Here is a 12,650-nt window from a genome sequence, read left to right as displayed (position 1 = left end):
CTGTGCAACAAGCGCCTTCCCCGCGCACAGGAAAAAGGCCGGGACACCGCTCAAGTGCCCCGGCCCTGTTTTCACGCCATCGAATGCGGCGATCAGCCGAACAGCTTGGTCGCCGTGTTGGCCACGCGGCGGCCCAGATAGCGCGCGCCGTCGAGTTCGGTTTCGCTCGGCTGTCGGCTGCCGTCGCCACCGGCAATCGTGGTGGCGCCATAGGGCGCGCCGCCGACGACCACTTCGTGACCCAGCTGGCCCTGGAAGCCATAGTCGAGGCCGACCACGGTCATGCCGAAGTGCTGCAGGTTGGTGATGATCGAGAACAGGGTGGTTTCCTGCCCGCCATGCTGGCTGGCGGTCGAGGTGAAGGCCGCGCCGACCTTGCCGTTGAGCGCGCCGGTCGCCCACAGGCCGCCGGCCTGATCGAGGAACGCGGCCATCTGCGAGCTGATGCGGCCAAAGCGGGTGCCGGTGCCCACGATGATGGCATCGTATTCGGCCAGTTCGGCCACGGTCGCCACCGGGGCGGCCTGATCGAGCTTGAAGTGGGCCTTCTGCGCGATTTCGAGCGGAACGGTTTCGGGAACGCGCTTCACGTCGACAGTGGCGCCGGTTTCGCGCGCACCTTCGGCAATGGCATTGGCCATGGTTTCGATGTGGCCATAGGTCGAGTAGTAGAGAACGAGAACCTTGCTCATTACACAGCATCCTTGGACAAGATGGAAAGGGGGACGAGACGGGATAGGGATCGCAGAAAAAGCAACCGCCAGAGCGGCGACGGGTTCCTTGTGCCCCACCCATACCTTTCCAGATAGAGCGATAAGATCGCACGAAATGTTCTAATTGATGGAAGACCCGCGCCGCGTTTGCCTTTCCCCGCATTTTCGCCTATGGGCGAAGCGGAAAATGCCCCGGCCTGAACGATGCAGCCGCCTTGCGGCTCCCTCGTGAGCCGGGGTTTCTTGTTTTGCCAAGGGGGCTTGCCAAATGCCCCCGCCCTTGCAGGAAGAAGCCGCATGTCGCGTCGCCGCCAGATCTACGAAGGCAAGGCCAAGATCCTCTATGAAGGTCCTGAGCCGGGCACCATCATCCAGTACTTCAAGGATGATGCCACCGCATTCAACGCGCAGAAGCGCGGCACGATCAACGGCAAGGGCGTGATCAACAACCGCATCAGCGAGTATGTGTTCACCCGCCTGTCGCACATCGGCATTCCCACCCACTTCATCCGCCGCCTGAACATGCGCGAACAGCTCGTGCGTCAGGTGGAAATCGTGCCGATCGAAGTGGTCGTGCGCAACGTGGCCGCCGGTTCGATCTCCAAGCGCCTGGGCATCCCCGAGGGCGAGCCGCTGCCCCACACGCTGATCGAATATTACTACAAGGACGATGCGCTGGGCGATCCGATGATCGCTGAAGAGCACATCGCCTGCTTCGGCTGGGCCAACAACGAGGAAATGCAGGACATCTCCTCGATGGCGATCCGCGTGAACGACTTCCTCGTGGGGATGTTCGCGGCGATCAACATCCGTCTGGTCGACTTCAAGCTCGAATTCGGGCGCATCTGGGACGGCGACTACAGCCGCGTGATCCTCGCCGACGAAATCAGCCCCGACGGCTGCCGCCTGTGGGACATGGTCACCGGCGAAAAGCTCGACAAGGATCGCTTCCGTCGCGACCTGGGCGGCGAAGAAGAAGCCTATCAGGAAGTCGCGCGTCGCCTCGGCCTGCTCGACAACGACGGCCCGAGCGAAGTGCTCGATCTTGGCGCCCACCGCAAGCTGCGCACCAAGAAGTAAGCCCTTTTTCCGGGCCACAACCAAAACAGCCGGGGTTCACCACCCCGGCTTTTTTGTGACCGCCCCTCCGTCAGGCCTCACGGCCTGCCACCTCCCCCGATCCTCCCCACATCGTGGGGAGGGGGACCGCCCGCGCAGCGGGTGGTGGAGGGGCTCCGACGCCGGAGAGAAGACGCAAGCGGGGATGATCCGGGGTGGCATTGGGCGTTTTATGCGGGCACAAGGCGAGGTGATGTCGTTTCGCGCACCGTTTTCGTTCGCCCTTCCCCTGCTGGCCCTGCTCGGCATGGGCGGGAGCCTGTCGCATCCCGCATGGGCCGCCCCGCCCGCGCCAGCCCCATGGGCGTTCGAGACATCGGACCTCGCCCCCGATCCGGCGTTCCGTTTTGGCCGCCTCGCCAATGGCATGCGCTATGTGATCCGGGCCAACCACACGCCCGCGGGCACGGCCATGGTGCGCCTCGACGTCGCGACCGGCTCGCTCGACGAAGGGCCGGCCACGCGCGGCTATGCCCATTTCATCGAGCACATGGCCTTCAACGGCAGCACCCATGTTCCCGAGGGCGAGATGGTGCGCCTGCTCGAACGCAAGGGGCTGGCCTTCGGCGCGGACACCAACGCCCAGACCGGCTTCGAGCAGACCACCTACATGCTCGACCTGCCGCGCGCCGACGACGAGCGGATCGACACCGCGCTGATGCTCATGCGCGAGACCGCCAGCGAGCTGACCTTCACGCCCGGCGCCGTCTCGCGCGAGCGCGGGATCGTGCTGTCCGAACTGCGCGACGGGCAAGGCTATGTCCTCGACAATTTCAGGGAGCAGATCGGCTTTCTCTACCCCCATGCGACCTATACCCAGCGCCTGCCCATCGGCACCGTCGCCAGCCTGGAAGCGGCCACGGCCAAGGGCCTCAAGGCGTTCTGGCAGGCCCATTATGGACCCGACAAGACCACGCTGGTCGTCGTGGGCGACATCGACCCTGCCGCGATCGAGGCGCGCATCAAGGCCCGCTTCGGCGACTGGCAGGCCGCCCCCGGTCAGGCCCGCCCGGATCAGGGCACCGTCGACCCCGGCCAGAAGGGGGCGAGCGATATCTGGCTCAACCCCGCGCTGTCCGAGCGCGTGTCCGTCTCGCGCCATGGCCCCTGGCTCGACGAGCCCGACACGCAAGCCAACCGCCGCGAGGCGCTGTTGCGCCAGATCGGCTATGGCATCATCAACCGCCGTTTCCAGTCGCTCTCGCGACAGGCCGATCCGCCATTTCGCGGCGCGGGCTTTGGCACCAGCGATGTGTTCCACATCGGCCGCACCACCAACCTGATCGTCGAAACGCCCGATGGCGGCTGGGCGCGCGGGCTGGAGGCCGCAGCGGGCACATGGCACGAGGCGATGACCATGGGCTTCACCCCGGCCGAAGTGGCCGAGCAGGTCGCCAACTTGCGCACCGCCATCGACAATGCCGCCGCGGGCGAAGCCACCCGCAGCAATGCCACGCTCGTCGCGCTGGTGATCTCGATGCTGCACGACGATACCGTACCCACCACCCCGAGCGGCGCGAAAGCGCGTTTCGCCGCCTTTGCACCCACGATCACGCCCGAAACCGTGCTGGCCGCACTGCGCCGCGAAGCGGTTCCGCTCGATGATCCGCTGATCCGTTTCCAGGGTCGCAAGGCGCCCGAAGGCGGCGTTGCGGCCCTGCGCCAGACCTGGGACAAGGCCGTGAAGGCCCCTGTCGTGGCCGCACGGGCCGCCACGGCCAGCACCTTCACCTATACCGATTTCGGCAAGCCCGGAACCATCGTGGCCGACAGCACCGACCCCGTGCTGGGCATCCGCACCCTGCGCTTTGCCAACGGGGTCATGCTCAACCTCAAGCGCACCACGCTCGAAGCCGACCGCATCCATGTCCGCCTCACCCTCGACGGGGGCGACATGCTCGCCACGCGCGAAAACCCGCTGGCCGTGACGATGGCGCCGATGCTGCCGGCGGGCGGGCTCGGCCAGTTCAGCCAGGACCAGTTGCAGACACTGCTGGCGGGCCATGCGCTGGGCAATACCCTGATCAGCCAGGGCGATGCCTTCACCGCCGGGGGCACGACGACCGGACCGGACCTGCTGCTCCAGCTTCAGCTTCTGGCCGCCCAGATCACCGATCCGGGCTATCGCCCCGAGGCCGAAGAGATGTTCCACCAGAGCATGACCAATGCCTTTGCCCGGATGGACGCCACCCTCGCCTCTGCCCTCGGAGCCCATCTCGGCGGAATCCTGAACGACGACGACCCGCGCTTCACGCTGCAACCGGCCCCGGCCTATCAGGCGCTGACATTCGCCCGGCTCAAGGCCGCGCTGGCCGACAGGCTGGCCCATGGCGCGCTCGAAATCGCCATGGTCGGCGACATCGACGAGAGCGCCGCGATTGCCGATGTGGCGCGCACCTTTGGCGCGCTGCCCGCACGCGACCCTGCGTTCGGGGCGTGGGAAGCCGCGCGCGCGCGTCACTTTACCGACCATCGCGGCCTTGCCGTGCTGCGTCACAAGAGCGCGGCCGATCAGGCCCTCGTGCGGCTGATCTGGCCGACGGCCGACAACAGCGATCCCGAACTGACGATGACCCTCAACCTCCTCGCGCAAGTGGCCGGGGTCGAAGTGACCGACAGCGTGCGCGAGAAGCTCGGCAAGGCCTATTCGCCGGGCGCATCGAGCGATCAGGACCAGTTCTACAAGGGCTGGGGTACGTTCACCCTTCAGGCCGGGGTCGATGTCGCCGATGTCGCGGCCACGCGCGCCGCGCTCGCCCGGACTGCGGCAGGCCTCCTCGCCCGCCCGGTCAGCGCCGACATCTTCACCCGCGCCCGCGCGCCGATGCTCGAACGCCTCGACAATGCGCTCAAGAGCAATGCCGGCTGGCTGGCCCTGACCGAACGGGCCCAGTCGAAGCCCGACCGGATCGCGCGGTTCCAGGCCGCGCGGGCCCGGCTCATGGCGCTCACCCCCGCCGACATTCAGGCTGCCGCCCGCCGCTTCCTCGATCCCGGGCGCGCGGTGACGGTGCTGGTCCTGCCCGAAGGAGCCCCGGCCCCCAAAGCATGAAAACAGCGGGCCCCAAACACCGCGAATCGGCGCAGCAAAGCTTGCCCTTCGTGCGCGGGGCGGGCATAGGCGCGCACGAGTCCCGATCGAGCGATCACCAGTTTCCGCCGTATATTTTGCGAAAGGCCCAAAGCCGATGAAGGTCCGCGTTCACGTCAGCCTCAAGAACGGGGTGCTCGATCCGCAGGGTCGCGCAATTCACCACGCGCTCGAAGGTCTGGGCTTTACCGGGGTGAGCGATGTGCGCGCCGGGCGCCTGTTCGAACTCGACGTGGCCGACACGACCACCGACGAACAGCTCGACGACATGTGCCGCAAGCTGCTGGCCAACATGGTGATCGAAAACTACCGCATCGAAAAGGTGGCCTGATGTCGTTCTCGTCCGCCGTCATCACCTTCCCCGGCTCGAACTGCGACCGCGACATGGCTGTGGCGGTGGAAGAGGTCTGCGGCGGCACTGTCCACCGCGTCTGGCATGGCGACGCCAGCCTGCCCGAAGGCCTTGATTTCATCGCCGTTCCCGGTGGGTTCTCGTATGGCGACTATCTGCGCTCGGGTGCCATGGCGGCCCGTTCGCCGATCATGAAGGCGGTTGTCGAGGCTGCCGGTCGCGGGGTTCCCGTGCTCGGCGTGTGCAACGGCTTCCAGATCCTGACCGAAGCCGGGTTGCTGCCGGGCGCGCTGATGCGCAATGCCGGCATCCGCTTCGTGTGCCGCGAAGTGCCGCTCAAGGTCGAGAACACGTCCTCGCGCTTCACCCAGCGCTACTTCAAGGACCAGATCATCACGATCCCGGTCGCCCACCACGACGGCAACTACTTTGCCGACGCGGAAACGCTCGACCGCCTCGAAGGCGAAGGCCAGGTGGCGTTCCGTTATGCCGAGCCGGTCAACGGATCGCAGCGCGACATTGCCGGGGTGCTCAACCAAGCTGGCAACGTGCTGGGCATGATGCCCCACCCCGAGCGCATGATCGAGGCGGCCCAGGGCGGAACCGACGGCCGCAAGCTGTTCGAGGGCGTTCTGGCCGGGCTCAACGTCGCGGCCTGACCGTTTCCAATCCCGTTCTGGCACGCTTTGCGCGCCGCCACCCGAGGCCGGGTGCGCGGCGCGCTTCGTTTTCAGATGAAACGGAAAATGCCTCCCGTCAGATTCCTGCAACAATCAGTCGTTATCCCGAAAAAAGGGGTATTCTGCGCGTATTCTGGGCGGAATATGACGAAACTGGCCCTTGCCGAAGCCGTGCGCTAGGCCGATAAGGCGCCATGACAGAGAGGTTACACCCCAGCGCTGGCAAGCTCCAGCGCATCCAGCGGAATGTTTTGGCCGATAGCGAGCGCCGCCTGCTGATTCGCATGTGCGCCCGCATGCCCGGATGGGTCACGCCCGACCGGCTGACCGCTTTTGGCCTGTTCGGTGCCGCGCTCGTCGGCGTGGGCTATGCCGCAAGCAACTGGGGCACGGGCTGGCTGCTGCTGACCTATCTTGGCTATGCCATGCAGTGGTTTGGCGATTCGATGGACGGCAGCCTCGCGCGCTTCCGCAAGATCGAGCGGCCTTCCTATGGCTACTTCATCGACCACAGCTGCGACGCGCTGACCATCCTGTTCATTCTGGGCGGCATGGGCGCGAGCCCCTACGTCACGATGGACGTCGCGCTCTTTGCGCTGGTCGGCTACCTGATGCTCTCGATCCACGCCTACCTGTCGGCACGCGTGCTGGGCGAGCTCAAGCTGTCCTATCTGGCCGCCGGGCCGACGGAACTGCGCTTCCTGCTGATCGGGCTGACCACGATGATGATGATCCTGGGCTCCGGCCCCGGCCTGTTCGGCACGATCTCGGGCTTCGACATCTTCGTGGGCACCGTGGCGGCGATCCTCGTCGTGCTCTTCGTGCTCCAGACCCTGGCCAGCGGCCGCCGCCTCGCCCAGCTGGGTCACTGATCCATTCCTCTGTCATAGCCTGATTCGAAACGACAGTTTCGGATCAGGCACCCAGAAAACGAAAACGCCGCGCCCGGAGCCCCGGAGCGCGGCGTTTCCGTATCCGGATCACTCGACCGTGACGCTCTTGGCCAGATTGCGCGGCTGGTCGACATCGGTGCCCTTGGCCACCGCGACGTGATAGGCCAGCAATTGCACAGGCACGGCATAGACCAGCGGCGCGATCAGCGGGTGAACCTTGGGCATCTCGATGGTGGCAAGGCACCCCTCGCCCGCCTCGGCCAGCCCTTCGGCATCCGAGATCAGCACGATCTTGCCGCCGCGCGCACGCACTTCCTGCATGTTGGAGACGGTCTTCTCGAACAGCGGGCCCGAGGGCGCCAGCACGATCACCGGCACGGCCTCGTCGATCAGCGCGATCGGCCCGTGCTTCATCTCGCCCGAAGCATAGCCTTCGGCATGGATATAGCTGATTTCCTTGAGCTTGAGCGCGCCTTCGAGGGCCAGCGGATAATCCGGCCCGCGCCCGAGATAGAGCACGTCGCGCGCAGGCGCGATCAGCGGGGCCATCGCGGCGATTTCCTCGTCATGGGCGAGCGCGGCGTTGAGCGCGGCGGGCGCCTCGGCCAGTTGCTCGACGATGGTTGCCTCCTCCCCGGCCGAGAGGCGCCCGCGCTTGACCGCCAGATGGGCGGCCAGTGCGGCCAGAACGGCCAGCTGGCAGGTGAACGCCTTGGTCGAGGCGACGCCGATTTCAGGGCCCGCGTGGGTGGGCAGCAGCAGGTCGGCCTCGCGCGCCATCGTGCTGGTCGGCACGTTGACGACGACCGCAATCGTTTGCCCGGCGGCCTTGCAATGGCGCAGCGCGGCCAGGGTATCGGCGGTCTCGCCGCTCTGCGAGATGAACAGCGCCAGCCCGCCCGGTTCGAGCACGGGATCGCGATAGCGGAACTCGCTGGCCACATCGATATCGACCGGCAGGCGCGCGAACTGCTCGAACCAGTACTTGGCCACCATCCCGGCATAATAGCTGGTGCCGCAGGCCACGATGGTCACGCGGTTGATGCTGGCCAAGTCGAAGTCGATCTGGGGCAGCGAGACGGTCTCCTCGACCCGGCGCAGATAGGAACGCAGGGTCTGGGCAACCACGATCGGCTGCTCGAAGATCTCCTTGAGCATGAAGTGGCGATAGTTGCCCTTCTCGATGGCCGCCGCCGTCGCGCCCGAGGCCACCACGGGCCGGGTGACCGGGTTGTTGTCGACATCGAAGACCTGCACGCCCTCGCGCGTGACGATCACCCAGTCGCCTTCTTCGAGGTAAGACACTTTCTGGGTGAGCGGGGCGAGCGCCAGCGCATCGGAGCCCAGATAGGTCTCGCCATCACCAAAGCCGACGACCAGCGGCGAGCCGAGGCGCGCGCCGATCAGGAGGTCGGGATGCTGGCGAAACGCGATGGCCAGCGCAAAGGCGCCGCGCAACTGGGGCAGCACCGCCTTGACCGCCTCGGCAGGGCTGGCCCCGGCCTCGACCTGCTCGGACACGAGGTGGGCGACCACTTCGGTGTCGGTCTGGCTTTCAAACATGCGCCCGCGCGCGATCAGCGCCTCGCGCAAGGGGCGGAAATTCTCGATGATGCCGTTGTGGACCAGCGCCACTTCGCCCGTCGCATGGGGGTGGGCATTGCTGGTCGTGGGGGCGCCATGGGTGGCCCAGCGGGTGTGGGCAATGCCGATCAGGCCGGGCGCCGGGTTGACCGCCAGTTCCTTGACCAGATTGTTGAGCTTGCCCTCGGCGCGGCGGCGCACGAGCTGGCCGTCGTGGACGGTGCAGACCCCGGCACTGTCATAGCCGCGATATTCCATGCGGCGCAGGCCATCGACCAGCCGGTCCGCGACTTCCTCCTTGCCGACGATTCCGATAATTCCGCACATGGCTTGGCCCAGACTTTCTTGTTCAGGATTGGTAGGGAATACGGATGCCCGGCATGATGGCCGGAAAATCCTTGGTATTTCGTGTCACCAGGATCGCCCCGCTGACTTGCGCGGTGGCCAGCACCACGGCGGCGGCAAGGCCAAGGCCCATGCGCGCCATGAGGTCGGCTGCGGCGCTGGCTATACGCCCGTCGAGTTCGACGATTTCGAACGGGGCGATTAATTCGCGGACATGATCGCGCGTTTCCATCGGCTCGGCCGCGCAGATTTCGGTCCAGGTCAGGCGCGAAATCCGGTGGCGCGGATAGCGCAGCAGTTCGGCCCGCGCCTGGGGCTTGCCGCGCAGCCAGTCGACCAGAATGCCGGTATCGAAGATGGGATCGGACATGGGCGCGCTCAGGCCTCCGGCACGCCGTCGCCCGCCGGGGCCTCGCGCCCCTGCCAGTAGCCCGCCCCGCGCGCGATCCAGTCCTGGCTCGACTTGCGCAAAAGGTGCGCCTTCACCGCCTCGCGGATTTCCGCCGCGCGCGAGCGCCCGCCCCGCGCAGCCAGCGCGTCGAGCTTGTCGATATCGTCATCGGGAATGTCGACCAGCGTGCGCACGAACGGCCCTCTCAGCAAAGTGATATCGCGATATCATATCGCGATATCACTTTGCAAGATGCCTCATTTCTTGCTGTCGGCCTTCTTGCGCTTCATCGCGTCATGGAAGCGGTCGGCCCAGCCCGGCTTGACCAGTTGCTCCCCGCGCACGAGCCGCAATTCGCCGTCCGACACATCGCGCGAAACCGCGCTGCCCGCCGCCACGATGGCGTCCGCACCGATCCGCACCGGCGCAATCAGCGCCGAGTTCGAGCCGATGAAGGCCCGCTCGCCGATCACCGTGCGATACTTGAAGTAGCCGTCGTAATTGCAGGTGATCGTGCCCGCGCCAATGTTCGCGCCCGCGCCCACATCGGCATCGCCCAGATAGGTCAGGTGGTTGGCCTTGGCGCCCTTGCCCAGCCGGGAGTTCTTCACCTCGACGAAATTGCCCACGCGGCTGCCTTCTTCCAGCGCCGCGCCCGGACGCAGCCGCGCAAAGGGTCCAACCGAAACACCACTCTCCACGCGGCACCCTTCGAGGTGGCAGAATGCATGGATCACCACATGATCGGCCACGGTCACGCCGGGACCGAAGACGACGTTCTGCTCGACCGTGACATCGCGGCCCAGCACCGTGTCATAGGCAAACCACACTGTCTCGGGCGCGACGAGGCTGGTCCCGTCGGCCATGGCCTGAAGACGGCGGCGGGCCTGCCAGCGGCCTTCGGCGGCGGCAAGTTCGGCGCGGCTGTTGATCCCGGCCACTTCGTCGGGATCGTCGGTAACGACAACCGCACAGGTCTTGCCCTGCGCATTGGCGACGTTCACGATGTCGGTCAGGTAATATTCGCCCTGGGCATTGGCATTGCCGACCTGATCGAGCAGCGCGAAAAGGTCCGCGCCCTTCACCGCCATCAGCCCGGAATTGCACAGCGTACACGCGCGTTCGGCCTCGCTGGCGTCCTTGTGCTCGACCATCTTGAGCACGCGGCCATCCTGCGCGATCACCCGGCCATATTGCAGTGGGTCTTCGGGCGCGAAGCCCAGCACGACGACAGCGGGCGCATCGGGGGCGTGCAGCCGCTCGATCATCGCGGCCATCGTCTGCGTGCGCACGAAGGGCACGTCGCCATAGAGAATCAGCACGTCGCCTTCGAAACCGGCCAGCGCCGCGCGCGCCTGCAACACGGCATGGCCGGTGCCCAGTTGCGGCTCCTGCACGGCAATCGTCGCGCTGTCGCCCAGCGCCTTTTCGAGCTGCTCGCGCCCGTGCCCGGCCACCACCACCTGCCGCGCAGGCGCCAGACCGGCGGCGCTGGCCATCAGGTGGGCCAGCATCGGTCGCCCGGCGATGGGGTGAAGCACCTTGTGCAGGTCGCTTTTCATGCGAGTGCCCTTGCCGGCGGCAAGAACGACAAGAGCGAGGGGCGCGGAGGGAGCGGACGGGGCGGCTTCGTGTGTCGAGGTCATGGCGCGCATCATTGCCAGCTTATCCTTGCAGTTTCCAGAACAGCCCGGCACTGAATGGGGCCATGAGCGAATTTCCTTATGCTATCGTTGGCTTCGACCTCGACGGAACCTTGTGCGACACGGCTTATGACCTGGGCACCGCGCTCAACCGCACGCTTGCCTTTGCCGGACGGACCACGTTCGCCCTGCCCGAGGTGCGCCGGTTCATCGGCGGCGGCTCGGGCCAGATGCTGCGCAGCGCGCTGATCGCCACGGGCGGCTGCGACGAGGAGGCCTTCCCCGCCCTGCAAGACCGGCTGTTTGCCTATTACAGCGAGGCGATCGCGGTCCACTCGCGGCTGTTTCCCGGCGGCGAGGCCATGCTCGACGATCTGGCCGCGCGCGGGGTGAGGCTGGCCGTAGCCACCAACAAGCGCGAGGTCTTCGCCCGCCAGTTGCTCGAAGAACTGGGCCTGATCGGGCGCTTTGCCACGGTGATCGGTGGCGACACGCTGGGCCCCGGCACGTCCAAGCCCGCGCCCGACATGCTGCGCGAGATGGTGGCGCGCTGCGGCGGCGGGCGCGCGGCCTTCGTGGGCGACACCACGTTCGACATCGGGGCTGCCCGCGCGGCCGCCCTGCCGGTTGTCGCGGTCAGCTTCGGGTTCCACGACCTGCCCCCGGCGGACCTGGGCGCGGACGCGGTGATCGACCATTTCGACGAACTCGTCCCGGCCCTCGCGCGGCTGGCCTGAGCGGCCCCCTTACCTCAGCAACCCCTTGCCTGCGGGCGAGAGCATCCCCACCATGGCTCTCATCCCCGCAAGTTAACGCCAGAGGAACAATCATGTCCCAAGACTATGTGCCCCCCAAAGTCTGGACCTGGGACAAGCCCAGCGGCGGCGCCTTCGCCAGCCTGAACCGCCCCGTCGCGGGCGCCACCCACGACAAGGACCTGCCTGTCGGCCAGCACCCGTTCCAGCTCTACTCGCTGGGCACGCCCAACGGGCAGAAGGCGACGATCATGCTCGAAGAACTGCTCGAAGCGGGCGTGAGCGGGGCCGAATACGACGCGTGGATGATCCCCATCATGGATGGCGACCAGTTTTCGTCGGGCTTCGTGGCGATCAACCCCAATTCGAAGATTCCCGCGCTGGTCGACCGCAGCGGCGCCGAACCGGTCCGCGTGTTCGAATCGGGCGCGATCCTGATGCATCTGGCCGAAAAGTTCGACATGTTCCTGCCGCGCGAAAACCCCGCGCGCGCCGAATGCCTGTCGTGGCTGTTCTGGCAGGTGGGTTCCGCGCCGTTCATGGGCGGCGGCTTTGGCCACTTCTACCACTATGCCCCCACGAAAATCGAATATGCGATCGACCGCTACGCGATGGAAACCAAGCGCCTGTTCGACGTGGCCAACCGGCGCCTTGCCGAAAGCCGCTTTCTGGCGGGCGAGGACTATACCATCGCCGATATCGCGGCCTATCCGTGGATGGGCGCGATCCATCGCGGCGACGCCTATGGCGATGCCGCCACGTTCCTTTCGATGCACGAATACGAGCATGTGGGCCGCTGGGTGGCCGAGATCGACGCAAGGCCGGGCGCCCGGCGCGGCCGCCTCGTCAACCGCACCGATGGCCTGGCCGAACGCCACGACGCACGCGATTTCGACGCGCTCGTTCCCACAGACTAACCCAATAAAACCCCTTCCCATTCGGCGACGTCCCGCTATAAGCGCGCCTCCTGCTGGGGCGTCGCCAAGTGGTAAGGCACCGGTTTTTGGTACCGGCATTCGCAGGTTCGAATCCTGCCGCCCCAGCCAGTCAGGCCCGCAGCCCGCTTCCTCGCTGCATGGAGGAA

General features: G+C 66.4%; 12 protein-coding genes and 1 tRNA gene. 8 read left to right on the top strand and 5 right to left on the bottom strand.

Going from position 1 to position 12,650, the window contains the following annotated elements; all coding sequences use genetic code 11:
• Window positions 1–92: 92 nt before the first annotated feature.
• Window positions 93–692 (bottom strand): NAD(P)H:quinone oxidoreductase, encoded by a 600-nt coding sequence (wrbA, locus tag SBI20_RS14350; protein WP_317975656.1) that lies wholly within the window; start codon window positions 690–692, stop codon window positions 93–95.
• 318 nt (window positions 693–1,010) lie between these two features.
• On the opposite strand from wrbA, the gene purC reads away from it, so the two are divergent.
• The 5 genes from purC to SBI20_RS14325 all read left to right on the top strand — a co-directional run bounded on the left by purC (window position 1,011) and on the right by SBI20_RS14325 (window position 6,827).
• Complete coding sequence (gene purC / locus SBI20_RS14345; RefSeq protein ID WP_317975655.1) at window positions 1,011–1,793, top strand: phosphoribosylaminoimidazolesuccinocarboxamide synthase; 783 nt, start codon at window positions 1,011–1,013, stop codon at window positions 1,791–1,793.
• 232 nt (window positions 1,794–2,025) lie between these two features.
• Window positions 2,026–4,884: a M16 family metallopeptidase gene (locus SBI20_RS14340; RefSeq protein WP_317975654.1), complete on the top strand. Its 2,859-nt coding sequence runs from the start codon at window positions 2,026–2,028 to the stop codon at window positions 4,882–4,884.
• Between the two features lie 136 nt (window positions 4,885–5,020).
• Window positions 5,021–5,254 carry a phosphoribosylformylglycinamidine synthase subunit PurS gene (purS, locus tag SBI20_RS14335; protein WP_317975653.1) on the top strand — a complete coding sequence of 78 codons (234 nt, stop codon included), beginning with the start codon at window positions 5,021–5,023 and terminating at the stop codon, window positions 5,252–5,254.
• Entirely contained in the window at window positions 5,254–5,934 is a 681-nt protein-coding gene (purQ, locus tag SBI20_RS14330; RefSeq protein WP_317975652.1) for a phosphoribosylformylglycinamidine synthase subunit PurQ, read from the top strand. Before purS ends, purQ begins: the two co-directional genes overlap by 1 nt.
• A 215-nt stretch (window positions 5,935–6,149) precedes the next feature.
• On the top strand, window positions 6,150–6,827 hold the full coding sequence (locus SBI20_RS14325) for a CDP-alcohol phosphatidyltransferase family protein (protein WP_317975651.1): 678 nt from the start codon (window positions 6,150–6,152) through the stop codon (window positions 6,825–6,827).
• Window positions 6,828–6,935: 108 nt separating this feature from the next.
• On the opposite strand, the gene glmS is transcribed toward SBI20_RS14325, so the two are convergent.
• The 4 genes from glmS to glmU form a co-directional block, all read right to left on the bottom strand.
• Window positions 6,936–8,759 (bottom strand): glutamine--fructose-6-phosphate transaminase (isomerizing), encoded by a 1,824-nt coding sequence (gene glmS, locus SBI20_RS14320; RefSeq protein WP_317975650.1) that lies wholly within the window; start codon window positions 8,757–8,759, stop codon window positions 6,936–6,938.
• Window positions 8,760–8,781: 22 nt separating this feature from the next.
• The gene (locus SBI20_RS14315; RefSeq protein WP_317975649.1) at window positions 8,782–9,147 is read right to left on the bottom strand and encodes a PIN domain-containing protein; all 366 of its coding nucleotides are present in this window, start codon (window positions 9,145–9,147) and stop codon (window positions 8,782–8,784) included.
• A gap of 8 nt (window positions 9,148–9,155) precedes the next feature.
• Complete coding sequence (locus tag SBI20_RS14310) at window positions 9,156–9,362, bottom strand: ribbon-helix-helix domain-containing protein (protein ID WP_317975648.1); 207 nt, start codon at window positions 9,360–9,362, stop codon at window positions 9,156–9,158.
• Window positions 9,363–9,425: 63 nt separating this feature from the next.
• Window positions 9,426–10,814 carry a bifunctional UDP-N-acetylglucosamine diphosphorylase/glucosamine-1-phosphate N-acetyltransferase GlmU gene (gene glmU, locus SBI20_RS14305; RefSeq protein ID WP_317975647.1) on the bottom strand — a complete coding sequence of 463 codons (1,389 nt, stop codon included), beginning with the start codon at window positions 10,812–10,814 and terminating at the stop codon, window positions 9,426–9,428.
• 62 nt (window positions 10,815–10,876) lie between these two features.
• Between glmU and SBI20_RS14300 the strand changes: the two genes are divergently transcribed.
• The 3 genes from SBI20_RS14300 (at window position 10,877) to SBI20_RS14290 (ending at window position 12,612) form a co-directional block, all read left to right on the top strand.
• Window positions 10,877–11,548, top strand: coding sequence for an HAD-IA family hydrolase (locus SBI20_RS14300; RefSeq protein WP_317975646.1), 672 nt, complete (start codon window positions 10,877–10,879; stop codon window positions 11,546–11,548).
• A 92-nt stretch (window positions 11,549–11,640) separates the two neighbouring features.
• Complete coding sequence (gene yghU / locus SBI20_RS14295; protein WP_317975645.1) at window positions 11,641–12,483, top strand: glutathione-dependent disulfide-bond oxidoreductase; 843 nt, start codon at window positions 11,641–11,643, stop codon at window positions 12,481–12,483.
• A 54-nt stretch (window positions 12,484–12,537) separates the two neighbouring features.
• Window positions 12,538–12,612, top strand: a tRNA-Gln gene (locus SBI20_RS14290).
• The last annotated feature ends 38 nt before the right edge of the window (window positions 12,613–12,650 follow it).

Origin of the sequence: Novosphingobium sp. IK01 (genome assembly GCF_033242265.1) — a bacterium.
Classification (GTDB): Bacteria; Pseudomonadota; Alphaproteobacteria; order Sphingomonadales; family Sphingomonadaceae; genus Novosphingobium; species Novosphingobium pituita.
The sequence above is the reverse complement of the archived record's forward strand: the minus strand, read 5'-3'. Positions and strand labels throughout refer to the sequence as shown.